A 24556-nucleotide genomic window follows, 5' to 3' on the forward strand; every position below is an offset into this window, starting at 1 on the left:
TACCTGGAGCAATCTGCTACTGCAAAATGCTGTCCGGGCGGCCACCCAAGTGTTGGTTGGCTGCCGCAAATGATGCCTTACGGCATCAGCATGCCGCCGTTCACGTGCAATGTCTGACCGGTAATGTAGGCAGCCTTGTCGGATGCCAGGAACAGCACCGCGTCGGCGATATCCTGTGCATCGCCCAGGCGACCCAGGGCAATCTGCCCTACCAGCGCCTCGCGCTGCGCTTCCGGCAGCGCGCGGGTCATGTCGGTGTCGATAAAGCCAGGTGCCACGCAGTTCACGGTAATGCCGCGGCTACCCACTTCACGCGCCATGGACTTGGTAAAGCCCATGATGCCGGCCTTGGCGGCCGCGTAGTTGGCCTGGCCGGCGTTACCCATCGCACCCACCACCGAGGCGATGTTGATGATGCGACCGGTGCGGGCCTTCATCATGGCGCGCAATACAGCCTTGGATGCTTTGAATACCGACTTCAGATTGGTATCCATGATGGCGTCCCAGTCTTCGTCCTTCATGCGCATCAGCAGGCCATCGCGAGTGATGCCGGCGTTGTTCACCAGAATGGTGACATCGCCGTATTCCTTGCTGATGGTGTCGATCAGCGCGTCGATGGCGCCTTCTTCACCCACGTTCAGCACCATGCCGACACCGCCCCACTGCGACAGGCGCTCGCCGATGGCGGCAGCGCCGCTGTCGGAAGTGGCAGTGCCGATGACCTTGGCGCCGGCCGCAGCCAGCGTGTCGGCAATGGCAGCACCGATGCCGCGCGATGCGCCGGTCACCAGTGCGACTTTACCTTGCAAACTCATGTCTCTCTCCTAAGTTGGCCGCATGCGGCCAACCTGCATTGTTTACGCCAGCTCGGCGCGGGCAGCTTCCAGCTTGGCGGCATCGGTCAGCGCATGGCAGTTGACGTTGCCGTCGATGCGCTTGGCGAGGCCGGCCAGTACCTTGCCCGGGCCGCATTCGGCCATCAGCACGATGCCGTCGGCGGCCAGCTTCTGCACGGTTTCAGTCCAGCGCACCGGGCAGTACAGCTGACGGGTCAGCGCATCGCGGATCTGTGCCGGATCGCTATAGGCGGCCACGTCGGCGTTGTGCAGCACCGGGATCTGCGGCGCCTTGATGTCTACCGTGGCCAGTGCCGCGGCCAGGCGCTCGGCAGCCGGCTTCATCAGCGAGCAGTGCGACGGCACCGATACCGGCAACGGCAGCGCACGCTTGGCGCCCTTGGCCTTGCACAGCTCCATGGCACGTTCCACGGCACCCTTGCTGCCGGCAATCACTACCTGCCCCGGCGAGTTGAAGTTCACCGGCTCCACCACTTCGCCCTGTGCGGCTTCGGCACAGGCGGCGCGGATGTCGTCATCCGACAGGTTGAGGATGGCAGCCATGGCGCCTTCGCCAGCCGGCACCGCTTCCTGCATTGCCTGGGCACGCAGGCGCACCAGCTTCACCGCATCGGCAAAGTCCAGCGCACCGGCCGCTACCAGCGCGGAGTATTCACCCAGGCTGTGACCAGCCACCACCGCCGGCACCGAGCCGCCCTGGGCCAGCCAGGCGCGGTAGGTGGCCACACCGGCAGCCAGCATCAGCGGCTGGGTGTTGACGGTAGCGTTGATCGCGTCGGCGGACTCGGCCTGCAGCATGGCCCACAGGTCTTCACCCAGGGCGGCGGAGGCTTCGTCGAAAGTCTGTTTTACTACCGGCAGGTCGGCAAAGCCGTCCATCATTTTCAGGCTCTGTGAGCCCTGGCCGGGGAAAAGAAAGGCAAACGCCATTGCGGGTCTCCTTTTTGAAACGGGGTGAATGATGACGACTTGCCGGCATTAATGCAAAAAAACACTCAAACGGCCGTATGAACACACGTTCACCGCTGTTTGCCGACAATCACTGTCAATCAACAAAAAAGGGCATGGCAGCGCCACGCCCGTTGGCCGCAATCAGTAGCGCAGCAGCAGCGCGCCCCAGGCGAAACCGCCGCCGATACCTTCCAGCATCACGGTCTGGCCACGCTGGATCTTGCCGCTACGCACGGCGTGGTCGAACGCCAGCGGAATGGATGCCGCCGAAGTATTGCCCTGCTCCGGCAGGGTGACAATCACCTTGTCCATGGACAGGCCCAGATGCTTGGCGGTGGATTCGATAATGCGCAGATTGGCCTGGTGCGGCACCAGCCAGTCCACATCGGCCTGTGCCACGCCGGCCTCGGCCAGGGTTTTCTCGGCGATATCGGACAGCGCCTTGACGGCAAACTTGAATACCGCCGGGCCATCCATGTACAGATAGGGAGCACCAGCCAGCTCGCCACCGGCAATCTGCGCCTCGGTCTTGAGAATATCGCGGTAGCGGCCATCGGCTGCCAGCTTGGCATGCAGGATGCCCGGCTCGTCGGACGGCCCCACCACCACGGCGCCGGCGCCATCGCCGAACAGCACGCAGGTGCGGCGGTCTTCCCAGTCCAGCAGGCGGCTCATTACTTCGGCGCCTACCACCAGCACATTTTTGGCCATGCCGCTCTTGATGTAGCCGTTGGCGGTAGCCAGTGCATAGACAAAACCGGCGCACACTGCCTGCACATCGAAAGCCGGCACACCCGGAATGCCCAGCTTTTCCTGCAGGATGCTGGCAGTGCTGGGGAATACCATGTCTGGCGTGGTGGTAGCCACGATGATCAGGTCGATATCGCTGGCAGCCAGGCCTGCGCTTTGCAGCGCCTGCAGCGATGCCTGGTAGGCCAGATCGCTGGTCTTCTGGTCATCGGCGGCGATGCGACGTTCGCGGATGCCGGTGCGGGAGACGATCCAGTCATCACTGGTCTCCACCCGCTCAGCCAGCTTGGCATTGGTCAACACGGTTTCCGGCAGGTAGCTGCCGGTACCGAGAATGCGGGAATAGGTCATGAGCTAACTTTAAGCTTCAGACTCGGAGCGCTTGAGATTTTGTAATTGGGAAGCGACCCGGTCCGTGATGTGACCAATCACATTGGCGCGAACTTCCTCGCAAGCCTGCTCCAATGCAATACGGAATCCCAGCGCATCGGTGCCGCCGTGGCTTTTCACCACGATCCCGCGCAGGCCCAGAAAACTGGCGCCATTGTAGCGACGGGGATCAACGCGGGCCTTGAAGTGCTTGAGCACCGGCATGGCTGCCAGTGCGCACAGCTTGGTCCACCACGTGCGGGCAAACTCTTCGCGCAGGAAGGTTGCAATCATGTGCGCCAGCCCCTCGGAAGCTTTCAGCGCCACGTTGCCGGTAAAGCCGTCGCAGACTACCACATCTACCGTTGCCTTGAAGATGTCGTTGCCCTCAACGTTACCGTAGAAATTCAGGCCGGAATCGCGCAGCAACTCGGCTGCACGCTTGATATTGTCGGTGCCCTTGATGTCTTCGGAACCGATGTTCAGCAGCCCCACACTGGGGTTCTGCTTGTGTTGCAGACTGGCCGCGAGCTCAGCACCCATGATGCCGAATTGCAGCAGTTGCTCGGGCGAACAGTCCACATTGGCGCCAAGATCCAGCACGCAGGTCTCGCCACCGGTACCCGGCATCATCTTGGCGATGGCGGGACGGTCGATACCCGGAATGGTCTTGAGCACGAATTTGGCGGTAGCCATCAGCGCACCGGTATTGCCGGCGGAGACAGCCGCTTGCGCCTGGCCATCCTTGACCAGGTTGATCGCCACCCGCATCGACGAATCTTTCTTGTTCTTCAGCGCCAGCTGCGGCGCCTCGTCCATGCCTACCACCTGGGTGGCATGCTGCACGGTAATGCGCGCGCGCACGGAAGCCGGCTGCGCGGCCAGTTCGGCTTCAATGCCGGCACTGTCACCTACCAGAATCAGATTGACGTCGGGGGTGTCTTGCAGAAAATTTACGGATGCCGGGACGGTGACCTTGAGGCCAACGTCACCGCCCATGGCATCGATCGCTACGGTAATAGTCATTAACGTGGAACGGTAGTGAGCCTACCTGTAGTTATGAGGGTAAGTAGCGATGGGGCGACGAGGATTACTCGCCTTTGGCCTTCACAACCTGACGACCACGGTAGAAGCCGTTCGGGCTGATGTGGTGACGCAGGTGGCTTTCACCGGTGGTCGGCTCTTTGGCCAGGGCCGGAGCGGTCAGAAAATCGTGTGCACGATGCATGCCGCGCTTGGACGGGGACTTTTTGTTCTGTTGAACAGCCATGGTCGACTCCTAAGAAATACAAGTAAAAGTTCAGGACCCGGATTTCTTAAGCGTTGCCAGTACCGCGAACGGATTAGGCTTGTCAGCCTTGGCGCGCTCCAGATGCTCCGAGCCGCAGTCGTCGTGTTTCGCCGACAGCGGCAAGCCCATAATGATTTCGTCTTCGATCAGTGCCAGCACGTCGAACTCGTCTTCAGCCATGATGGCGTCCAACTCTTCGTCCTGCGCCACCGCGTCTTCCAGCTTCGCTTCGCTGGTGAACAGCGTAATCACGCCGTCACTTGCGACATCGAAGGGCATGACACCCAGGCAGCGCTGACAACTCAGTTCGACGCTGGCCGTCAACGTATAACGCAGCGAAGGACGACGCAGACGGTCGACAAAACCGGCAAGCGTAAACTTCACCGCGCCAGCAGTAGACGCCAGCACTTCATGCACTCGCTCATCCAGATCGGCAACGCTGAGTTCCTTGTGGAATTCGGCGCCGTCGCGGGCGAAAGCGAGCGGATCAATCAAAATCGGGTTAGACATAAACCTTGGATGATATAATCGCGGCAGGTAATTTGTCAAAACAATCAGGGCTTAGGCTGCATTTCGTCCGGCAAGCAGTGGCAAAAGCCATGAAACGGATGCGCAGCTTACCGCAAATGGAATCTTCATGCAGATCGTCCTTGCTTCCACTTCCCGCTACCGCCGCGAAATTGTCGAACGCCTGGGGCTACCCGTGCAGGCAGTGGCTCCGGTATGCGACGAAACCCCGCTGCCGGGTGAATCCGCGCTGGACACCGCCGTGCGCCTGGCACGCACCAAGGCCATGTCGCTGGCGGAGCGCTTTCCCGATGCGCTGATCATCGGCGGCGACCAGGTGGCACTGCTGGATGGCCAGCAGATCGGCAAGCCGGGCAGCTTTGAAAACGGCGTGGAGATGCTCAAATGGATGAGCGGCCGCACCGTGGTATTCCACTCTGCTCTTGCTGTTTATAACAGCCGCAACGGCCATATCCAGGAAGATGTTGGCATCACCCGCGTTACCCTGCGTCAGCTCACCGAGCAGCAAATCCGCAACTACCTGACCCGCGAGCCGGATGCGCTGCACTGCGCTGGCAGCGCCAAGAGCGAAACCCTGGGCGGCGCGCTGCTGCAGAAGGTGGAATCGGACGACCCCAATGCGCTGATCGGCGTGCCGCTGTTCGCACTGGTGACCATGTTGCAGAACGAAGGCGTGGAGATCCTGTAATGGCCGGCACCCTGTATCTGATTCCCACCCCGCTGGGCGAAGGCGACACCCCGTGGCTGCCGGAGGGTGAACGCGCCCGCGTCACCCACATCAACCACTTTGTGGTGGAAGCGGAAAAGACCGCGCGCAAGCACCTGAAACAGCTGGGCGTGACGACGCCGATTCGCGAGCTGGTGATGAACACGCTGAATGAGCACACCAAGCCTGCCGACGTGGCCGCGCTGCTGGCACCGTTGGCCGCAGGGCTGGATGTGGGCCTGGTATCGGAAGCTGGCTGCCCCGCGGTGGCCGACCCTGGCGCACAGCTGGTGGCGCTGGCACATGAGAAAGGCTACCGCGTGGAGCCGCTGATCGGGCCGTCGTCGATTCTGCTGGCAATGATGGCCAGCGGCGCCAACGGCCAGTGCTTTGCCTTCCACGGCTACCTGCCGGTGGATGCCGCCGAGCGCGCCAAGGCTATCAAGGCGCTGGAGGCGCGTTCGCGGCAGAACAACGAAACCCAGCTGTTCATCGAAACGCCTTACCGCAACAACGCGCTGCTGCAGCAGCTGCTCGAGACGCTGGCACCGGCCACCCGCCTGTGCGTGGCCGCCGACCTGACTGCGCCGACGCAGACCATCGTCAGCCGGCTGGTGAAGGATTGGCCGAAAGAAGCGCCGAACTTCCACAAGCGGCCGGCGATCTTCGTGATTCACGCCGGCTAGGGCGGCAAGCATGGCCACCAGCGAGCAGCGCTGTTTCTATCACCCCACCCTGCCCGAGCGGCAGGTGAACAGTGGCTGCAGCTGGCTGGCCCTTGTCACGCCCACGCTGTGGGCGCTGAGCGAAGGGCTGGTCTGGCACGCGCGCTGGCTGCTGCTGTCCGAGTTTGTGTTTGCCGGGCTGGTTCTGGCCAGCCGTGATCTGGCAATACTGCTGCCCTGCCTGGCGTATCTGGCGCGTAATATCTGGGTAGCACGCAAAGGCGCGCAGTGGCTGATCGACAGCCTGCTGCGCCAGGGCTACCGCCAGGCGCCAGCCAATCCTTTCCCCTAGCCCATTCACCACACCGCTTACTCCGCGCTAGGCCCCGGCAGCAACACCTGGCCCAGTGCCGCCTGCGCCGCCGCATCCAGCCTGCCTGCGGCCAACCTTGCCGTCGCCAGACCCAGCGCGCAGTACAGCGCATCATCTTGCGCAGCCAACACCGCGCGATGCCTGGCCACGGTGCCGGCGTCGCCACGGGCGATGGGGCCAGTGAGCGCCGCCTGCGGCCCCAGCGCCAGGGTGTTTTCCAGCGTCTGCCGCATCAGCCCGCCCAGCACCGCTGCCGCCACCTCATCCGCCATGCCGGCCTGCGCCGCCACCCGCGCCGCCAGATCGTGCAGCGTTACCAGGTAGTTGGAGGCAATCGACAGCGCGGCGTGGTAGGCAGCCTTGCCGCCCGGTGCCAGTGCAAACGGCACCGCACCGATGGCGCCGGCAAAGTCCTGCAGCGCGGGAAAGGCCGCCGCATCGCCTTCCAGCGCACAGCGGGTGCCGGCAAAGCCCTGCACAGCCCGCGCCGGTTCGGCGAAGGAAAACGCCGGGTGCAGGCTGGCGCAATGCACGCCGGCGGCGGCCAAGGGCGCCAGCAAGCTCGCCTCGCCCACGCCGCTGGCGTGAAACGCCACGCTGCCCGCCGCTAGCCTGCCACTGGCCGCCAGCTCGGCAGCCACGTTGGCGATGGCCCCATCCGGCACCGCCAGCAGGGTAAGGTTGGCCGCAGGCAGCGCCTGCAGGCTGTCACACGGCTCGCCGCCGCCGATAAAAGCGCATGCCTGCTGCGCCGCCGGCAAGCTGCGGCACAGCACCGCGCCGATGCGGTAGCGGCCGCTGTCTTGCGCCAGTCGCGCCAAAGTCTTGCCCAGACGCCCGGCGCCGATGATATTGAGGGTAAGCATGTTTCATTCCTTGTGCATGCCGGCGGCTTGACAGCCTCGCGCCACGCCGCTGACGATGGCCACCTACCCAACGGAGACCACCATGCCACTGATTCTGTTTCTGGCTGCCTTTGCCGTACTGTTTTTCTACGCCGTGGCGCTGTACAACGGCCTGGTGCGACTGAAGCACGAGGTCAGCAAAAGCTGGGCCAATATCGATGTGCTGCTGAAGCAGCGCAACGAGGAACTGCCCAAGCTGGTAGACGTGTGCCGCCACTACAGCCAGTTCGAACAGCAGACACTGACGCAGGTAATGGAAGCGCGCGCCATGCTGTCCGAAGCCGCGCGCGCGGCCAACGTTGGCCGCGTCGGCGAGCTGGAAAGCACGCTGCGCGGCCTTACCGGCCAGATCTTCGCGGTGGCCGAAGCCTACCCGGAGCTGAAGGCTGACCAGCAGTTCCAGCACCTGATGCAGCGCATCAGCCAGCTGGAAGAGAGCATTGCCGACCGCCGCGAACTCTACAACGAAGCAGTGAACAACAACAATGTGCGCATCGAGCAGTTTCCGGATGTGCTGGTAGCCAATGCCTGCGGCTTCCACAGCGCCCGCCCGCTGAGCTTTGCCGAGGCGGAAAAGCGCGACGTGGACGTGCACGAGCTGTTCAGCCGCTGACATGCGCCAGTTGCTGGAATACGGCTGGTTCTCGCTGCTGGCCTACCCGCTGCTGGCCTTTGCCTACTGGCAGCTGGCAGTGGCTCCGCCCCTCCCTTTCGTGCTGCTGGCCAGCGGCTACGGCCTGCTGCTGTGGGCCGGCTTCTATCACCACTACCGCCACGTGGCAGACACCCCCACCGCCACCACCGGCGCGGCAGCGCAGGGCTATACCGAATGCCACGGCGAGGCTGCCGCACCGGCTGGCCACCCCCTGCTCACCCCCTACGGCAAGATGCGCTGCCTGTGGTACCACGCCGAATGTCGCTACCAGGGGCGCGATTATGGCCACCCGGCCAGCGAGCAACATCGCAGCGACGATGTGTTCCGCCTGCTGGATCACCGTGGCGAAGTGTGTGTCTACCCGGCCGGCGCCCTGGTGGAAAGCCGCCACCGCGCCAGCTGGCACCATGGCGACTACCAGTACACCGAGCGCTGGATTGCCGCCGGCGACCCGCTGTACGTGCTGGGTGAGCTACGCGGCGGTGGTCAGCGCCTGCAGCGCGACGATTACCGCGCCGATCTGCAACTGACACTGAACGAATGGAAGGCAGACCAGCGCGGCCTGTTGCGCCGCTTCGACAGTGACGGCGATGGCCATATCTCGCCGCAGGAGTGGGAAAGCGCCCGTCAGGCCGCGCACCAGCAGGTGCAGAGCCTGCACCGCGAGCTGCACGCCGCGCCACAGGGCAGCCAGCTGCAGCGCCCAGCCGACGGCCGCCCGTTCATCATCAGCTGGCGCAAGCCGCACGACACTGCCCGCCGCCTGCAGCGCCTGGCCTGGAGCCACGCTGCCGTAGCCACGCTGGCGGCACTGCACAGCGTCAAACTGCTGCTGCATTGAGCCTGCCCCCCTGGCGTGGCCGCAACGACAAGGGCGTGGCCGCCGGCCACGCCCTTGCTCCCTACTGCAGCGGCTTAGCGCACGCGCTGCATGCGCGCAATCGCCTGCTCCAGCCGCTCGATACCGGTGGTGTAGGCCACCCGCACATACTGGCCGGCACGATGGCTGCCGAAATCCGCCCCCGGCGTAATCGCCACCTTCACCTCGTCCAGCATGCGCTGGCAGTAGGCAAAGCTGTCATCGGTCACTGCCGATACATCGGCGTAGATATAGAACGCGCCATCCGGCACCGAGTCAATCTTCCAACCCAGCCGTGGCAGCTCGCGCAGCAGGTAATCGCGGCGGCGGCCAAACTCGGCGCGGCGCTCCTCCAGCTGCGCCTGCACCTCGGGCTGGAATGCTGCCAGTGCCGCATGCTGCGCTGCTGCCGGCGGGCACAGGAACAGGTTCTGCGCCAGGCGCAACGCCGGCTCCACGTAATCCTGCGGCACCACCAGCCAGCCCAGGCGCCAGCCGGTCATCTGGAAATACTTGGAAAAGCTGTTGATCACGAACACATCGTCCGCCAGCGACAACGCGCTGAACGAATCCGCGCCGTAAGTCAGCCCCTGGTAGATCTCGTCCACAATCAGCGCCGCGTCTTTGTCGCGGCACAGCGCCGCCAGCTCGCTCACCTCGTCACGACTCAGCACCGTGCCGGTAGGGTTGGCCGGCGTAGCCACCATGGTGGCCACGGTATTGGCCTGCCAGTTGGCCGCAGCGGCATCCGCCAGCAGCTGGTAACGGGTGGACGCATCCACCGCCACCGTCTGCGGCACACCGCCCAGCAGGCTGACAAAGTGGCGGTTACACGGATAGGTTGGGTCCGGCATCAGCACGCCATCGCCCTGGTCCACCAGCAGCCCCAGCGCGATCTGCAGCGCACCGGAGGCACCGGGCGTAACGATGATGCGCTCCGGCGATACCGTCACGCCAAAGCGCTGCAGGTAGAAGTCGGCAATCGCCGAGCGCAGCTGCGGCAGCCCCTGTGCCGCGGTATAGAAGGTGTGCCCGGCCGCCAAGGCCGCGCGCCCGGCCTCCACGATGGCCTGCGGAGTGGCGAAGTCCGGCTCGCCCACCTCCAGGTGAATCACGTCATGCCCCGCCGCCTGCAAGGCGCGCGCCTTTTCCAGAATCGCCATCACCTGAAACGGCGCAATTGCGGCCAACCTGTTCGATAGTTTCACTGCATCCCTTTCAACGGGCCTTCCGGCCTCCAGGCTGCCAAGTATGCCGCAGCACGCCGACGGTTGACAGTCACAGGGGTCGCATCTATACTGCGCAGCCTGTCGCGGAGAGGTGGCAGAGTGGTTGAATGTACCTGACTCGAAATCAGGCGTAGGTGCGAGCCTACCGAGGGTTCGAATCCCTCTCTCTCCGCCACACCAAACATTGAAGCCCCTGACTTGTCAGGGGCTTTTGCTTGGTTCCGCCTGTTGTGCCGCGGCCAACAGCAGCACATCCATCTGCCTACAACGGCAACTCTCCCAGTTTGTCTTTCACTGTCTTCAACACGATATACGAGCAGATATCGCGCATGCCCGGCAGCTTGTTGAGTTTTTCCACCACAAAGCTGGAAAACGCCGGCAAGCCCTTGGCGCGGATATGCAGCACATAGTTGCTGGCGCCGCTGACCACATAGGCGGCCACTACCTCGTCGAATGAATTGACTTGCTGCAAAAAGGCATCATGCCAATCCGGCCGGCTGTGATCGACTGTCACATGCACGATGGCTTCCAGTTCGAAGCCAAGCTGCTGAGCATCCAGCCGTGCGTGGTAGCCCCGGATCAGGCCGTTATCTTCCAGTGTGCGCACCCGCCGCAGGCAGGCGGATGGCGATAGCGCCACCTTGTCAGCCAGGTCCTGATTGCTGAGCCGACCATTGGCTTGCAGGATCGTCATTATCCGAAAATCAATGGCATCTAGCTGCATACGCAATTTCCTTTCGCCTAGTAAATCCATAGCTGCATGATTTGCGAAAAACAACTGTTTCGCAAGTCAAGTTTGCAATCGCCACAGCTTGCCACAGTGCTACGATTTTCCTGTGGAGAGCGGTGCGGCCAACGCACCGAAGTTTGCAAGCCGCCGGCACCGCCGGTGCAACAGAGAGGAAATCAACATGCTGACCCGTGCCGACTGTCTGGCTGCCGATGCGCGTGATGCGCTGGCGTCGTTCAAGCAACAATTCAATATCCCGCAGGGTGTCATCTATCTGGATGGCAACTCGCTGGGTGCCCAGCCCAAGGCGGCGATGTCGCGCTGCGCCGAGGTGGTATCCCAGGAATGGGGTGTGGGCCTGATCCGTAGCTGGAACACCGCCGGCTGGTTCGAGCTGCCGGGCCGTCTGGGCAACAAGCTGGCCAAGCTGATCGGCGCCGGCGAAGATGAAGTGGTAGTCACCGACACCACCTCGCTGAACCTGTTCAAGGCACTGGCCGCCGCCGTGCGCATCCAGCAGCAGGACCAGCCGCAGCGCCGCATCATCGTATCCGAGCGCGACAACTTCCCCACCGACATCTACATGATCGAGGGCATGATCGACCTGCTGCAGCAGGGCTACGAGCTGCGCCTGATTGACGATGCGCTGTCGCTGGAACAGGCGCTGACCGAAGACGTGGCGGTGGTGGCGCTGTCGCACGTGAACTACCGCACTGGCGCCATGTACGACATGGCTGCCGTGACCGCACAGGCGCATCAGCGCGGTGCGCTGGTGATCTGGGATCTGGCACACGCCGCCGGGGCGGTGGAAGTACCGCTGAATGCAGCCAATGCCGACTTTGCCGTGGGCTGCACCTACAAGTACCTGAATGGTGGCCCGGGTTCCCCGGCTTTCATCTGGGTGGCAGCGCGTCACCAGGACCGTTTCTGGCAGCCGCTGTCCGGCTGGTGGGGCCACAACCGCCCGTTCGCCATGGCCGACAACTACCAGCCGGCACACGGCATCCGCCGCTTCCTGTGCGGCACCCAGCCGATCACCTCCATGGCAATGGTGGAATGCGGTCTGGACGTGGCACTGCAGGTCGACATGGCCGATATCCGCGCCAAGTCGCTGGCGCTCACCGACCTGTTCATCCAGCTGGTGGAAGAGCGCTGCGGCCAGCACCCGCTGACGCTGATCACCCCGCGTGAACACGGCAAGCGTGGCAGCCATGTCAGCTACCGCCACCCGCAGGGCTTTGCTGTCATGCAGGCGCTGATCGCCCGTGGCGTGATCGGCGACTACCGCGAACCGGAAGTGCTGCGCTTCGGCGTGACCCCGCTGTACCTGGGCCATGCCGATATCTGGGATGCGGTGGAGATCCTGCGCGATATCCTGGACAGCGGCAGCTGGGATCGTCCCGAGTTCCATCAGCGTGCGTCGGTGACCTGATGCCACGGCACTGATTGCCCACCCACAATGCCCGGCCCTGTGCCGGGCATTGTCGTTTCTGTCTCCTCCGTGCTGGCGACAGTTTTCATGCGGCCAACGCTGGCCTATCATCGCAGCCCCGATTGCCACTCCCGGTCTGCACCATGCCTTATCTCATCATCGTCACCATCCTGTGGGCGTTTTCCTTCAGCCTGATCGGCCAATACCTGGCAGCCCAGGTGGACAGTGATTTTGCCGTGCTGCTGCGCGTGCTGATCGCCGCGGCGGTATTTCTGCCGCTTACCGTGTGGCATGGTCTGCCGCGACGCCTGCTGGGCGGCTTCTGGCTGGCCGGTGCGCTGCAGTTCGGCATTACCTATCTGTGCCTGTATCGCAGCTTCAATGTGCTGAGCGTGCCGGAGGTGCTGCTGTTCACCGTGCTTACCCCGATCTACGTAACACTGCTGGACGATGCGCTGGCGCGCCGCTTCAACCGCTGGGCCCTGCTAGCGGCCGCGGTGGCGGTGGGTGGCGGCGTCATCATCCGCTTCCAGCCGCTGCACGGAGAATACCTGCTCGGCTTCCTGCTGCTGCAGCTGGCCAACTTCACCTTTGCCGCCGGCCAGGTACTGTGCCGCCGCCTGTTGCAGCAGTATCCGGTAACGCTGCCCCTGTATCGCTACTTTGGTCATTTCTTCCTGGGGGCGCTGCTGCTGGCCTTGCCGTCCTTCCTGCTGTTCGGCAATGCCGAACGCCTGCCGCAGACGGCAATGCAGTGGGGTGTGCTGGTTTATATGGGGCTGTTCGCCACCGCACTGGGCATGTACTGGTGGGTGAAAGGCAGTGTGCAGGTCAGCGCCGGCACGCTGGCGATCATGAACGAGCTGCATGTGCCGGCCGGGCTGCTGGTGAACGTGCTGATCTGGAACCGCGATGCCGACCTGCCACGGCTGGCGCTGGGCGGCGCGGTGATCATGGCCTCGCTATGGCTGAACCGGCTGGGACGGCGAGATTCCGCAGCCATGGCTACCGCGGCCTAGTCTAAGAGCCTGTTCACGATCTGCTGCGCGTCGGCGATACAGCGTTAAAAACGGCTTCGGAATGCTCATTTACTCTGTGTAAACTCCGCTTCCTCAGCCGTTTTTGCCTTGTCTCGCTCTAGCTCGCTAGATCGTGAACAGGCTCTAAGGCTCAGCGCGGGTCGCTGCTGTCGTGGCTTACCACCGTCACCGGCACGCGTGACAGGTGTATCACCTCGCTGGTCACCGAGCCCAGCAGCATGCGCCCCAGCCCGGCGCGCCCGTGCGAGCCCATCACCAGCACATCGGCCGCCACTTCGCTGGCGTAGTGGGCGATGGTGTTGGCGGTGTGGCCCACCGCGATATGCCGCACGTAGGGCTGACCGGCGGCATCCAGCGCCGCCTGTGCCTGCTGCAGGGCAGCCGTGCCTTCTTCGCGATAGTAGCTTTCCAGCTGTTCGTGGCTGACAAACCAGCGCACATGGCCGGAATCCACCGGAATCTGCACGGTGAGCAGGTGTACTTCCAGCTCCCCCACCAGTTCGCGCAGCCGCAGCACGTGCCGCACCGCCCGCATGGCGCAATCGGAACCATCCACTGCCAGCAATATCCGCATGCTCATGCCACTGCTCCTGTCATGGTTGGGGCGGGCGATCGTCGCCCAGGGGAATCTCGTGTATCACCGCTGCGGTGGCGCGACGGGCCAGCCAGCGGCCCAGCAGCACCACCAGCAGCGCACCGGCGGCGCCCGACAGATAATGCAGCCAGTGCGGCGCACCGGCCAGCAATGGCCTGACCACCGCATCCCCCAGCCACATGTCACCGGCGATCCAGCCCAGCAGCGCAGCGCCCAGGGTGATGACCAGCGGGAAGCGGTCCATCAGCCGCAGCACGAACTGGCTACCCCACACGATGATGGGAATGCTGATCACGATACCGAACACCACCAGCCCCAGCTCGCCGCGCGCCGCGCCGGCCACGGCAATCACGTTGTCCAGGCTCATTACCGCATCGGCCACGATGATGGTCTTGATGGCACCCAGCAGGTGGGTGCTGCCGGCGATATTGCCGTGGGCATCGTCGTCGTCCGGCTGCAGCAGCTTGATGCCTATCCACAGCAGCAGCAGTGCGCCGATCACTTTCAGGTACGGCAGCGCCAGCAGCTGCAGCGCAAAGAAGATCAGCACCACGCGCAGGGCAATGGCGCCGGCCACGCCCCACAGGATGCCGCGGCGGCGCTGCTGCGGTGTCAGCTTGCGGCAAGCCAGCGCGATCACCACCGCGTTGTCGCCCCCCAGCAGGATGTCGATCATCACGATCTGCAGCACGGCGGTGACAAACGCCATGCTGAACGGGTCCATGCCAAACAGCATCATGAGTGCTCTCCACTGAACATTACTGTCAGCTTAGCGGTAGCGGCGGGAAATGGCAGCCAGACTGCCATCATGCTGCACGGCACGAATGGCGCGGTTGAGCTGGGCCAGGCTGACGCTGCTGGCGGGCGACAGTGCGCAGCGCACCTGGTTGTGGCTGACCAGCAGCCGCGGGTGCAGCGCCAGGCTGAAGCGCCCGCGCTTGATCTGGTAATCGAGATACTGGCTGTTGATCACCACATGACGGATGCGCCCCGCCACCAGCTTGTCGAGGTTGGCCTCGGCGCGCGGCGCGTCGTCCCGCATGAAACGCGCGCCCAGCGCAGCTTCCAGCTCCGGGTAGTGAAAGCCCAGCACGGTACCGATGCTCTGGCTGGCCACATCCTGCAGCCGGTGCGGTCGCAGGTAGCGGTTCGGGGTAATCAGCACGTCGTTGTGATCCGCCAGCACGATGCTCCAGGCAAACGGCCCCGGCAACCATTCCGGCTTGTAGCCGCACACCATGTCGGCGCCACCGCTATTCAGCTCCACCGGCAGGCGGTTGCGCGGCCGAATGACAAATACCGCCTCCCGCCGCAAGCGCCGGGCCAGCAACTCGCCGACATCCTTGTGCCAGCCCTGCAGCAGCCGGTCGTCACGCAGTTCGGCCAGCGGCATCTCGGTGCTGTCGTCCACCACCACGCGCAATATCGCGGATTGCGCCAGCGCCGCTGACGCCAGCAAACCGGCGGCCACCAACCATTGCAGCCAGCGTGCCATGCATTCTCCATCCTCGTCCGCAGGCCGCTCTGCGGCCAACGCTTGGACGATATTTATCGAAAAGCATAATGTGCCACAGCGGTTTTACCCTGTCATGAATCTGCGCATCAGCCTGGCAACGGAATGAACTCGGTCTCGCCCGGCACCATGGTGAAACGGCCGGCGGCCCAATCCTCGCGCGCCTGCTGCAAGCGCTCGCGGTTGCTGGCCACGAAATTCCAGTCCAGGAAGCGCGGCGCATCCAGTGGCGCCCCGCCGAACAGCACGCCGTGCGCGCAAGCGCTGGCGGTCAGCTGAATCTCCCCCTCCCCCAGTTGCACCAGCTCGCCGGCGCGCACGGTTTCCCCGCCCACCTGCACTTCGCCATCGAACAGGTACAAACCGCGCTCGGCCGCCGCCGGCAGCAGCAGCTCGCCCCCGGCCTGCAGCTGCCAGTCCAGGTACAGCGTGTCGCAGAAGGTGCGGACCGGCGAATGCATGCCGAACGCGCTGCCGATCAGCAGCCGCACCAGTGCACGCGGCAGCTGTGCCTGCGGCAGCTCGTCCGCCGGGTAGTGGTGGAACGCCGGCGCGCAGGCCTCGTCCGCCAGCGGCAGCGCCAGCCACATCTGCAGACCTTCCACCGCCAGCTGGCTTTCGCGGATGTCGGGAGGAATGCGCTCGGAGTGCACGATGCCGCGCCCGGCCACCATCAGGTTCACCGCGCCCGGCTCGATGCGCTGCACCGTGCCCAGGCTGTCGCGGTGCATCATCGCGCCCTGGGTGAGGTAGGTAACGGTGGCCAGCCCGATGTGCGGATGCGGCCGCACATCGCCGGAGGTACCGCCGGCCACGAAATAGGCCGGCCCCATGTGGTCCAGAAACACGAAGGGGCCGATATGGCGGCAGCCGCGCACCGGCAGCAGCCGGCGCACGATGAAGCCGATGTCCTGCTGCTTGGGTTCGATACGTTGCATGATGGCGTTCATTGCTGCTCCTCAGGCCAGGGTGCCGGCCTGGTAGTCGGCAAACGCCTGCTCCAGTTCGGCACGGCTGTTCATCACGAATGGGCCGTACTGCGCGATCGGCTCGCCCAGCGGCTTGCCGGCCAGCACCAGCACGCTGGCGCCCTCTTCGCTGCTGAAGCTCACGCCATCGCCACTACCGGACAGCACCGCCATGCGGCCCTCGGTTACCGGCCGCGCCAGCTCGCCGACGCTGATCTGCCCCTGGTACACGTAGAGGAAGGCATTGTGCCCGGCCGGAATGCTGATCTGCTGCGCCTGCCCTGCGGCCAACGCCACATCCAGGTACAGCGGCTCGGTATCCGGCTGCTGGATGGTGCCGGCAGTATCGCCGTAATGGCCGGCAATCACCTTCACCTTGCTGCCATCGTCCAGGCTGACTACCGGAATATCGCTGGACGGAATGTCCTGGTAGGCGGCGGGAATCATCTTGCGCTTGGCCGGCAGGTTGATCCACAGCTGGAAGCCGTGCATCAGCCCCTCTTCCTGCTCCGGCATCTCGGAGTGGATCACGCCGCGGCCAGCGGTCATCCACTGCACGCCGCCCGGCCCCAGCAGGCCTTCGTTGCCGCCGCTGTCACGGTGGCGCATGCGCCCGGCCAGCATATAGGTAACGGTTTCGAAGCCGCGATGCGGATGCGGCGGGAAGCCGGCGATGTAATCGTTCGGGTCGTCGGAACGGAACTCGTCCAGCATCAGGAACGGGTCGAGGCGGCGCTGCAGATCCTGCGTCAGCACGCGCTTGAGATTCACCCCGGCACCGTCGGCGGTGTCGATACCGACGACCAGTCGTTCTACCTGGCGGGATTGGAAAGCAGTGGTCATGGTGGCGTTCCTCATCATGTTGTTGGCGGCGGCATCTGCCGGCGGCACCCATGCGGCCAACTATAAGAAAGCTGCTGTCGATAGCAAAGCGCAAAAATCTGCAAGCTTTCTTCAAAAAAGGCGAGTGTGCCCGAGAACCTGAACCAACCCCGTAGCCCGGATAAGCGCAGCGCATCCGGGAACATCGGCACCACTCCCCGGATGCGCTACGCTTATCCGGGCTACGGGTATTTGCCGCAGCCGTAAAAAATGCCGCCCACTGCAGGCAGTGAACGGCAGTGTCGCGCGATGGCGAACGGCGCTTACTCGCTGGCCGGTGCCAGCATCTCCTGCGCCCACACCATGGCATCCAGGTGGCAGCGGTTCACCGCCGCCGGCTCCAGCTTGAGCATGCGCGCCAGCGTGGTAACGCGCTCGATATTGTCCTGCTCCTCGGCCATGGCCAGCGCCAGGTAGGGCGCGAACAGGCCGCGCTGGTTCAGCAGCGCCTCGGCCACGGTCGGCGGTAGCTCCAGCGGCTCCAGCGCATCGGCCAGCTTTACCTGCATCAGCGCATCCAGCAGCGAGAACATGCCGGTAAGGAACAGGTGCTCGCACTCCAGCTTGTGGTTGCCGCCCAGCTCGCCCAGCTTCTGCATGAACTGGGCGCGGAACAGCGAGCGCTCCATCAGCGCGATGGAGCGGCCATCGTCCTTGCGGGTAGTGAACAGCAGCAGCGTCAGCCACTTGAACAGCGAATCGCGGCCGATCAGCATCAGCGATTCCTGGATGGTCATCACCTTGCGCGACAAGCCGTTCATCGGCGAGTTGATGAAGCGCAGCAGCTTGAACAGCAGCAGCGAATCCAGCTTGAACTGAGCATCGATCTCGTTACCGTCGGCACCGGCGCGCAGCAGGCGCATGATTTCCATGATGCGCATCTGGCTGGCGTCCACCTGTGCCGCCGGCAGCGGGTGGAAGTTGGTAAGGAAGCTACCCTGGTACAGCGCAAAACGCTTGGCGGCGCCCGGCGTCTTCACGCACACGTCGAACTCCTCCGCCGAGCCGATATTGCGTGCATACCAGCGCGCCGCCGGGTACTTGCCCGGCAGCTGGTCCAGGAACGGCGCCAGCACGGTATCCACCGCGGCGGCAAAGTCCAGCACCAGGATATCCATGCGCGACAGCAGCTCGTCCTGCAGCAGCTCGGATGCCACGTGGTGGCCGAACAGCGCCGGCTCCAGCGCAAAATGGCGACCCTGCGCCTTGTGACGGTCGATCTCGGCGATGATCTCCTGCGTTACCGGCTCGTCGGATGGCGGGTTGAGCACGAAGAACACGCGATCGGCCGGAAAGCCCTCCAGCGCCGGATCGGACAGCGAGGTGGTGGAGATGTGCACCAGCGCGCGGCGGAAGGCCAGCAGGCGGAACACATCCATATTGATCAGGGTGCTGATCATCAGGTGATCGTACTGCACCCACTGGCTGGCGGTGGACTCCTTGCGGCGCAGCGCATCGCGCACCATGAATTCGTACGCCACCACCCGCTGCTGGTTGTCGTGCACCGCCTGGTGCATCACGAAACCGAAGGTGGGCGGCAACGCTGGCTCGGGTTGGGAGGCGGGATCCGGCGCTGCTGCAGCCGGCTGCACCCCCGGCTCGTTGGCTGCAGGCTCGTTCTTGCCGCCCTTCAAACCACCAAACAGATTCTTCAACATGATCGGGTATTCCGTCGTCTGACCTGTGTTTGTGATGCTGGCCACCACTGCCGCCGGCGGCTGCCGGCGATCAGTACAATGCCAATTCGTTGTCTATCAATCTAGCCGATACGGCCCGGAATGCGCGGGGTATCGACATGCACATCGCCGCACTGCGCGCGATGGCGCAATGCGTGGTCGATCAGCACCAGCGCCAGCATCGCCTCGGCGATAGGCGTGGCGCGGATGCCCACGCAAGGGTCGTGGCGGCCATGGGTTTCCATCTCGATCGGCTCGCCGGCCTTGTTGATGGAGCGGCGCGGCTGGGCAATGGACGAGGTGGGCTTGATGGCGATGGATACTTCGATGTCCTGGCCGGTGGAAATGCCACCCAGCACACCGCCGGCGTGGTTGCTGGCAAAGCCCTGCGGCGTCAGTTCGTCACCGTGCTCGCTGCCGCGCTGGGTCACGCAGCCGAAGCCGGCGCCGATCTCCACGCCCTTCACCGCGTTGATGTTCATCATCGCGTAGGCGATGTCGGCATCCAGGCGGTCGTACACCGGCTCGCCCCAGCCCACCGGCACGTTCTCGGCCACCACGCGCAGGCGCGCGCCCACCGAGTCCAGGCTCTTGCGGATGCTGTCCATATAGGCTTCCAGCTCGTCCACCTTGCTGGCGTCGGCGGCGAAGAACGGGTTGTCGTTGACCACGTCCCAGCTCTGGAACGGAATCTCCACCTCGCCGATCTGCGTCATGTGGCCGCGGATCACGATGCCGAATTTCTCACGCAGCCATTTCTTGGCTATGGCGCCGGCAGCCACGCGCACCGCGGTCTCGCGCGCCGAAGAGCGGCCGCCGCCACGCGGGTCGCGGATGCCGTACTTGTGCCAGTAGGTGTAGTCGGCGTGCCCCGGGCGGAAGGTGTCGGCGATATTGCCGTAGTCCTTGCTGCGCTGGTCGGTGTTGCGGATCAGCAGCGCGATCGGCGTGCCGGTGGTCTTGCCCTCGTACACGCCGGAGAGGATTTCCACCGTGTCCGGCTCGCGGCGCTGGGTCACGTGGCGGCTGGTGCCCGGTTTGCGGCGATCCAGCTCGGCCTGGATGTCGGCCTCGGACAGCTCCAGCCCCGGCGGGCAGCCATCCACCACGCAGCCGATACCCGGCCCGTGGCTTTCGCCGAAAGAGGTGACAGAAAACAGCAAACCCATGCTATTGCCAGACATCGCTTCATCCCTAGATTCTTGTGGTGATCGCGATGGATTCTAGCACGGCTGGCGGCGCCTCCAGACAGGCGCTGACATGGCAGCCGGCAGCATTGCGTCCTATCGCGATCCTCCACGCCTTACCGGCGACCATTTGCGGCCAACGCTCAAACGCCCACGCTCAATTGGCGGCAGCCGGCGCGGCGAAGTGGCTGTCCATCCATTGCTGGATCTCCTGCACGAATAGCCGCACTTTCAGTGAATTGCGCCGGCTGGCCGGGTATACCGCGTAGATGTGATCGCGGCCGAAGCTCTCGCCGGTGCAGACATAGTCCGGCAGCAGCTGCAGCAGCCGCCCGGCCTGCACGTGGCGCCAGGCGCTCCAGCGCGGGCACGGCAGGATGCCCTGCCCGGCGCAGGCGGCATCCAGCAGCAGGTCGAAGTTGTCGGACTGGATGCGGCCAACCGGTTCGATGCGCTGGGTGCTGCCATCGCGGCTGAAGAACCACGCCGGGTTGAGCAGCGGGTGGCGGTAAATCAGGCAGCGGTGCTGCGCCAGATCCAGCGGCGACTGCAGCGGCGGCGCGCTGGCCAGGTAATCCGGCGCCGCACACACCAGCACACGGTTATCGCCGATCACCTTGGCGATCTGCCCCGGCAGGTCGTGATGCCCCAGCCGCAGCGCCAGGTCGTAGTTTTCCGCCACCAGGTCCACGTAGCGGTCGGCCAGGCTGACATCCAGCTCCACCTCCGGATAGCGCTGCATGAAGGCCGGGCAGAACGCCGACAGCACCGCGCGCCCGAACGACAGCGGCGCGGTGATGCGCAAGCGACCGCGTGGCATGCCGTCCAGCTCGCTGATGCGCTGCCCGACGCGGGTGAGCTGCGTCATCGCCTCGCTGGCGGTTTCCAGGTAGATGCGGCCAGCCTCGGTAAGCGCCACCTGCCGCGTGGTGCGCGTCAGCAGCCGGGTGCCCAGCGAGGCCTCCAGCGCGTTGATGGCCTTGGTAATCGCCGATGGCGTCTTGCCCAGCTTCAGCGCCGCGCGCGACAGGCTGCCGGTTTCCGCTACTGCCAGAAAGGCGGAAATCGCTTGAAAGGTATCCATGAGTTTTTCCATTCAGGAAAAAAAGAACTGCGCATCCGGCGCTTTATCCGCCGGGGCGCTTGCCGCCATGATGGCTGCACCGCCAGCAATGTTGCGGACTACAACAGGAGAAAAGCAATGAGAGCATCCATCCACACCCTTGCCGCCAGCTGTATTGTCGGCTTTCTGCCGCTGGCGGCGCAGGCCGCCGGCGAACTGAACATCTACAACTGGGGCGAGTATTTCGCCCCCGACACTATTGCCAATTTCGAAAAGGAAACCGGCATCAAGGTAAGGCTGGATGTCTATGACAGCAACGAGGTGCTGCAGACCAAGCTGCTGGCCGGCAACAGCGGCTACGACCTGGTGTTTCCATCCAATGATTTTCTCAGCCGCCAGATCCAGAGCGGCGTGTACCAGAAGCTGGACAAGCGCAAGCTGCCCAACCTGAAGAACCTGGACCCGGCCTTCATCCCCAAGGTGAACAGCGTGGACGCCGGCATGCAGTACAGCGTGCCGTATATGTGGGGCACCACCGCCATCGGCTACAACGTGGACAAGGTGAAAAAGGCGCTGGGCGGCCAGCTGCCGGCCAACAGCTACGAGCTGCTGTTCAACCCGGCACTGCTGGCCAAGCTCAAGAGCTGCGGCGTGGCCTACAACGATGCCGGCAGCGCCATGTTTCCGCTGGCGCTGCGCTACCTGGGCCGCGACCCCAACAGCAGCAACCCGAAAGACTACGAGGCCGCCGCCGCCATGCTGCAGCAGGCCCGCCCCTATGTGCGCCGCCTGATCGCCACCCCGGTGATGAATGACCTGGCCAATGGCGAAGTGTGCGTATCCACCGGCTACTCCGGCGCGGTGCTGGTAGCCAAGCTGCGCGCCCGCGACAGCAAGAACGGCAACAACATCGCCTACAGCATTCCCCCCGCCGGCGCGCCGATCTGGTTCGACAGCATGGTGATCCCCAAGGACGCACCGCACGTGGACAACGCCCACAAGTTCATCAACTACATCCTGCGCCCGGATGTGGTGGCAAACATCAGCAACGCGGTGATGTACCCCAGCCCCAATGCCCAGGCGGTGAAGCTGATGAGCAAGGACCTCACCGGCGACCCGATGATCTTCCCGGACGCCAAGCGCATGCAAACACTGTGGGTGCAGCGCCCGTTCGAGCCGGCCACTATGCGGCTGCAGACCCGGCTGTGGCAAAAATTCAAGACCGGCCGATAAGCGGGAGCGCCAGACATGAGCACCACCGGTATTCTCTACGACCCGCTGTTTACCGAGCATGACGCCGGGCGGCAGCTGTATCAGGGCACGGCAGGCAGCGCCGACTGCGGCGAGGAATTCGACAGCCCGCTGCGCCTGCGCTACAGCAAGGCGCTGCTGGACGCCACCGGCATGAGCGCCCGGCTGCGGCCCATCGGCTACCAGCCGGCCAGCGACGCCATGCTGCTGCGGGTACACAGCCCGGACTACCTGGCACGGCTGGCGGCGGATTGCGCGGCGGCAGGCGATGCCATCGTCGATCTTGGCGACTTTGCCCGTGGCAACAGCGCCACCGAGCGCATCGCCCGCGCCGCTGCCGGCGCCGCCTGCGCCGCGGTGGATGCGGTGCTGCAGGGCGAGGTGGACAACGCCTATGCGCTGATCCGCCCCTCCGGCCACCACGCCGGCCCGGACTACGCCATGGGCTACTGCTACTACAACAACGTAGCGTTGGCCGCACGCCATGCCCAGGCGCGGTACGGCATCGAACGGGTGGCCATCATCGACTGGGACGTGCACCACGGCAACGGCACCCAGCACATCTTCTACGGCGACGACAGCGTGCTGTTCTGCTCGCTGCACGAAGAGGACAACTACCCGCAGCAAAGCGGCAGCGAGCAGGAGCACGGCACAGGGCGCGGCGAGGGCTACAACCTCAACATTCCGCTGCCGGCCGGCAGCGGCTATGCCGCCTATGCCGATGCCTTCGCACGTGTGCTGCTGCCCATCCTGCGTCGCTTCGCACCGCAGCTGATCCTGGTTTCCGCCGGCCAGGACGCCAATGCCTACGACCCGCTGGGCCGCATGCGCCTGACCCGCCCCGGCTTTCGCCGGCTGGCCGCCAGCCTGGTGGCCGAGGCCGCCACGCTGTGCGCAGGCCGCATCGTGATGCTACAGGAAGGCGGCTACAGCCTGCCCTACCTGCCGATTGCCACCCTGGGCGTGATCGAGGGCCTGAGCGGGCAGCAGGTCGATTTCGATGACCCGCACCTGATAGCCGACCGGCCGCTGACGGCCGGCGAAGCCGCGGCAGTCAGCCGCGCGCTGGACACACAACGCCCGTACTGGGCGCTAGAGGAGAACCACCATGCGTAACGTTACCGTCGCCACCACCCAGATGCGCTGCAGCTGGGACCGTGCGGCCAACCTGGACCGCGCCGAAACGCTGGTGCGCGAAGCCGCCGGCCGTGGCGCCAACATCATCCTGCTGCAGGAGCTGTTCGAAACGCCGTATTTCTGCATCGACCAGCGCCACCACCACAACGCGTTGGCGGCGCCGTTCGACGGCCACCCGTGGCTGGGCCGCTTCGCCGCACTGGCGCGCGAGCTGCAGGTGGTGCTGCCGGTGAGCTTTTTCGAACAGGCCGGCAACACCCAGTTCAACAGCCTGGCGATGATCGATGCCGACGGCAGCATCCTCGGCCACTACCGCAAGATGCACATCCCGGACGGCCCCGGCTACAGCGAGAAGTTCTACTTCTCGCCCGGCGACATGGGTTTCAAGGTGTGGGATACCCGCTACGGCAAGCTGGGCGTGGGCATCTGCTGGGATCAGTGGTTTCCCGAGACCGCACGCTGCATGGCGCTGATGGGCGCCGAGATCCTGCTCTACCCCACCGCCATCGGCAGCGAGCCGCATGACCCCACCATCAACTCCAAGCGCCACTGGCAGAACACCCAGCGCGGCCACGCCGCGGCCAACGTGATGCCGCTGTTGGCCAGCAACCGTGTCGGCACCGAGCACGGCGAAGCCGGCACCCACATCAGCTTCTACGGCGGCTCCTTCATTGCCGGCGAAGACGGCGAACTGCGTGCCGAGGCGGCAGACGAAGATGGCTGCATCCTCACCGCCAGCTTCGACCTGGACGCACTGGCCGCCAAGCGCCGCGCCTGGGGGGTATTCCGCGACCGCCGGGTGGAGCACTACGGCACGCTGCTGGGCTTTGCCGCGCGGTAACAACCGTAGCCCGGATAAGCCGCAGGCGCATCCGGGGACGCAGCTCAAGGTAGGCAAGTCGGATGCTCCACCCCATGCGTGCAACCCCGGATGCGCTGCACTT

General features: G+C 64.5%; 29 protein-coding genes and 1 tRNA gene. 13 read left to right on the top strand and 17 right to left on the bottom strand.

Translation table 11 applies throughout. The features are described from left to right. Positions 1-77: 77 nt before the first annotated feature. From fabG to ACFOKJ_RS02450, 6 genes are all read right to left on the bottom strand, one after another. Entirely contained in the window at positions 78-815 is a 738-nt protein-coding gene (gene fabG / locus ACFOKJ_RS02425) for a 3-oxoacyl-ACP reductase FabG (protein ID WP_390276399.1), read from the bottom strand. A 42-nt stretch (positions 816-857) separates the two neighbouring features. Further along, on the bottom strand, positions 858-1787 hold the full coding sequence (fabD, locus tag ACFOKJ_RS02430; protein ID WP_390276400.1) for an ACP S-malonyltransferase: 930 nt from the start codon (positions 1785-1787) through the stop codon (positions 858-860). 162 nt (positions 1788-1949) lie between these two features. Next, a complete protein-coding gene (locus tag ACFOKJ_RS02435; protein WP_390276401.1) occupies positions 1950-2909 on the bottom strand; it encodes a beta-ketoacyl-ACP synthase III in 960 nt (319 codons plus the stop codon). Positions 2910-2918: 9 nt separating this feature from the next. Continuing rightward, positions 2919-3953: a phosphate acyltransferase PlsX gene (gene plsX / locus ACFOKJ_RS02440; RefSeq protein WP_390276402.1), complete on the bottom strand. Its 1035-nt coding sequence runs from the start codon at positions 3951-3953 to the stop codon at positions 2919-2921. 64 nt (positions 3954-4017) lie between these two features. Continuing rightward, positions 4018-4197, bottom strand: a complete 180-nt coding sequence (gene rpmF, locus ACFOKJ_RS02445; protein WP_390276403.1) for a 50S ribosomal protein L32 — start codon at positions 4195-4197, stop codon at positions 4018-4020. A 30-nt stretch (positions 4198-4227) separates the two neighbouring features. After that, complete coding sequence (locus tag ACFOKJ_RS02450; RefSeq protein ID WP_390276404.1) at positions 4228-4728, bottom strand: YceD family protein; 501 nt, start codon at positions 4726-4728, stop codon at positions 4228-4230. Positions 4729-4855: 127 nt separating this feature from the next. On the opposite strand from ACFOKJ_RS02450, the gene ACFOKJ_RS02455 reads away from it, so the two are divergent. The 3 genes from ACFOKJ_RS02455 to ACFOKJ_RS02465 are packed head-to-tail and all read left to right on the top strand — an operon-like array spanning position 4856 to position 6469. Continuing rightward, a complete protein-coding gene (locus ACFOKJ_RS02455; RefSeq protein WP_390276405.1) occupies positions 4856-5434 on the top strand; it encodes a Maf family protein in 579 nt (192 codons plus the stop codon). Beyond that, positions 5434-6138: an SAM-dependent methyltransferase gene (locus ACFOKJ_RS02460; protein WP_390276406.1), complete on the top strand. Its 705-nt coding sequence runs from the start codon at positions 5434-5436 to the stop codon at positions 6136-6138. Before ACFOKJ_RS02455 ends, ACFOKJ_RS02460 begins: the two co-directional genes overlap by 1 nt. Positions 6139-6148: 10 nt before the next feature. After that, a complete protein-coding gene (locus tag ACFOKJ_RS02465) occupies positions 6149-6469 on the top strand; it encodes a hypothetical protein (protein WP_390276407.1) in 321 nt (106 codons plus the stop codon). Positions 6470-6486: 17 nt separating this feature from the next. Here the strand turns inward: ACFOKJ_RS02465 and ACFOKJ_RS02470 are convergent, their stop codons facing one another. Beyond that, positions 6487-7356 (bottom strand): Rossmann-like and DUF2520 domain-containing protein, encoded by an 870-nt coding sequence (locus ACFOKJ_RS02470; RefSeq protein ID WP_390276408.1) that lies wholly within the window; start codon positions 7354-7356, stop codon positions 6487-6489. Positions 7357-7438: 82 nt separating this feature from the next. Between ACFOKJ_RS02470 and ACFOKJ_RS02475 the strand changes: the two genes are divergently transcribed. Both ACFOKJ_RS02475 and ACFOKJ_RS02480 read left to right on the top strand, forming a co-directional pair. Beyond that, positions 7439-8008, top strand: a complete 570-nt coding sequence (locus ACFOKJ_RS02475) for a LemA family protein (protein WP_390276409.1) — start codon at positions 7439-7441, stop codon at positions 8006-8008. A 1-nt stretch (position 8009) separates the two neighbouring features. Continuing rightward, positions 8010-8891, top strand: a complete 882-nt coding sequence (locus tag ACFOKJ_RS02480; protein WP_390276410.1) for a hypothetical protein — start codon at positions 8010-8012, stop codon at positions 8889-8891. A gap of 74 nt (positions 8892-8965) precedes the next feature. On the opposite strand, the gene ACFOKJ_RS02485 is transcribed toward ACFOKJ_RS02480, so the two are convergent. Continuing rightward, positions 8966-10117, bottom strand: a complete 1152-nt coding sequence (locus tag ACFOKJ_RS02485) for a pyridoxal phosphate-dependent aminotransferase (protein ID WP_390276411.1) — start codon at positions 10115-10117, stop codon at positions 8966-8968. A 106-nt stretch (positions 10118-10223) separates the two neighbouring features. Here ACFOKJ_RS02485 and ACFOKJ_RS02490 point away from each other — a divergent pair. Beyond that, positions 10224-10313, top strand: a tRNA-Ser gene (locus ACFOKJ_RS02490). A gap of 87 nt (positions 10314-10400) precedes the next feature. On the opposite strand, the gene ACFOKJ_RS02495 is transcribed toward ACFOKJ_RS02490, so the two are convergent. Further along, complete coding sequence (locus tag ACFOKJ_RS02495; RefSeq protein WP_390276412.1) at positions 10401-10892, bottom strand: Lrp/AsnC family transcriptional regulator; 492 nt, start codon at positions 10890-10892, stop codon at positions 10401-10403. Between the two features lie 157 nt (positions 10893-11049). Here ACFOKJ_RS02495 and kynU point away from each other — a divergent pair, with 157 nt between their 5' ends. Both kynU and ACFOKJ_RS02505 read left to right on the top strand, forming a co-directional pair. Then, complete coding sequence (gene kynU / locus ACFOKJ_RS02500; protein ID WP_390276413.1) at positions 11050-12300, top strand: kynureninase; 1251 nt, start codon at positions 11050-11052, stop codon at positions 12298-12300. Between the two features lie 143 nt (positions 12301-12443). Then, on the top strand, positions 12444-13319 hold the full coding sequence (locus tag ACFOKJ_RS02505) for an EamA family transporter (protein ID WP_390276414.1): 876 nt from the start codon (positions 12444-12446) through the stop codon (positions 13317-13319). Between the two features lie 151 nt (positions 13320-13470). On the opposite strand, the gene ACFOKJ_RS02510 is transcribed toward ACFOKJ_RS02505, so the two are convergent. From ACFOKJ_RS02510 to ACFOKJ_RS02530, 5 genes are all read right to left on the bottom strand, one after another. Further along, positions 13471-13920 (bottom strand): universal stress protein, encoded by a 450-nt coding sequence (locus ACFOKJ_RS02510; RefSeq protein ID WP_390276415.1) that lies wholly within the window; start codon positions 13918-13920, stop codon positions 13471-13473. 13 nt (positions 13921-13933) lie between these two features. Beyond that, complete coding sequence (locus tag ACFOKJ_RS02515; protein WP_390276416.1) at positions 13934-14674, bottom strand: TerC family protein; 741 nt, start codon at positions 14672-14674, stop codon at positions 13934-13936. A gap of 30 nt (positions 14675-14704) precedes the next feature. Continuing rightward, positions 14705-15430 carry a substrate-binding periplasmic protein gene (locus ACFOKJ_RS02520; RefSeq protein ID WP_390276417.1) on the bottom strand — a complete coding sequence of 242 codons (726 nt, stop codon included), beginning with the start codon at positions 15428-15430 and terminating at the stop codon, positions 14705-14707. A 107-nt stretch (positions 15431-15537) separates the two neighbouring features. Then, the gene (locus ACFOKJ_RS02525) at positions 15538-16398 is read right to left on the bottom strand and encodes a pirin family protein (RefSeq protein ID WP_390276418.1); all 861 of its coding nucleotides are present in this window, start codon (positions 16396-16398) and stop codon (positions 15538-15540) included. Between the two features lie 9 nt (positions 16399-16407). Continuing rightward, entirely contained in the window at positions 16408-17259 is an 852-nt protein-coding gene (locus tag ACFOKJ_RS02530) for a pirin family protein (protein WP_390276419.1), read from the bottom strand. On the opposite strand from ACFOKJ_RS02530, the gene ACFOKJ_RS02535 reads away from it, so the two are divergent. After that, the gene (locus ACFOKJ_RS02535; RefSeq protein ID WP_390276420.1) at positions 17258-17401 is read left to right on the top strand and encodes a hypothetical protein; all 144 of its coding nucleotides are present in this window, start codon (positions 17258-17260) and stop codon (positions 17399-17401) included. The two genes, ACFOKJ_RS02530 and ACFOKJ_RS02535, sit on opposite strands and share 2 nt — an antisense overlap. Positions 17402-17561: 160 nt before the next feature. On the opposite strand, the gene ACFOKJ_RS02540 is transcribed toward ACFOKJ_RS02535, so the two are convergent. The 3 genes from ACFOKJ_RS02540 to ACFOKJ_RS02550 form a co-directional block, all read right to left on the bottom strand. Beyond that, the gene (locus ACFOKJ_RS02540) at positions 17562-18956 is read right to left on the bottom strand and encodes an EAL and HDOD domain-containing protein (protein WP_390276421.1); all 1395 of its coding nucleotides are present in this window, start codon (positions 18954-18956) and stop codon (positions 17562-17564) included. Between the two features lie 101 nt (positions 18957-19057). Then, positions 19058-20158: a chorismate synthase gene (aroC, locus tag ACFOKJ_RS02545; protein WP_390276422.1), complete on the bottom strand. Its 1101-nt coding sequence runs from the start codon at positions 20156-20158 to the stop codon at positions 19058-19060. Positions 20159-20318: 160 nt separating this feature from the next. Then, the gene (locus ACFOKJ_RS02550) at positions 20319-21245 is read right to left on the bottom strand and encodes a LysR family transcriptional regulator (protein ID WP_390276423.1); all 927 of its coding nucleotides are present in this window, start codon (positions 21243-21245) and stop codon (positions 20319-20321) included. Between ACFOKJ_RS02550 and ACFOKJ_RS02555 the strand changes: the two genes are divergently transcribed. From ACFOKJ_RS02555 to aguB, 4 genes are read left to right on the top strand one after another with little or no spacing between them, the layout of a single operon-like run. Next, positions 21244-21366, top strand: a complete 123-nt coding sequence (locus ACFOKJ_RS02555; protein WP_390276424.1) for a hypothetical protein — start codon at positions 21244-21246, stop codon at positions 21364-21366. The genes ACFOKJ_RS02550 and ACFOKJ_RS02555 overlap by 2 nt on opposite strands. Next, positions 21363-22457, top strand: a complete 1095-nt coding sequence (locus ACFOKJ_RS02560) for a polyamine ABC transporter substrate-binding protein (protein ID WP_390276425.1) — start codon at positions 21363-21365, stop codon at positions 22455-22457. Before ACFOKJ_RS02555 ends, ACFOKJ_RS02560 begins: the two co-directional genes overlap by 4 nt. A 15-nt stretch (positions 22458-22472) precedes the next feature. Beyond that, on the top strand, positions 22473-23591 hold the full coding sequence (locus tag ACFOKJ_RS02565; protein WP_390276426.1) for a class II histone deacetylase: 1119 nt from the start codon (positions 22473-22475) through the stop codon (positions 23589-23591). Next, positions 23584-24453 (top strand): N-carbamoylputrescine amidase, encoded by an 870-nt coding sequence (gene aguB, locus ACFOKJ_RS02570; protein WP_390276427.1) that lies wholly within the window; start codon positions 23584-23586, stop codon positions 24451-24453. Before ACFOKJ_RS02565 ends, aguB begins: the two co-directional genes overlap by 8 nt. Positions 24454-24556: the final 103 nt, after the last annotated feature.

It is taken from the genome of Vogesella amnigena (genome assembly GCF_042648905.1).
Classification (GTDB): Bacteria; Pseudomonadota; Gammaproteobacteria; order Burkholderiales; family Chromobacteriaceae; genus Vogesella; species Vogesella amnigena.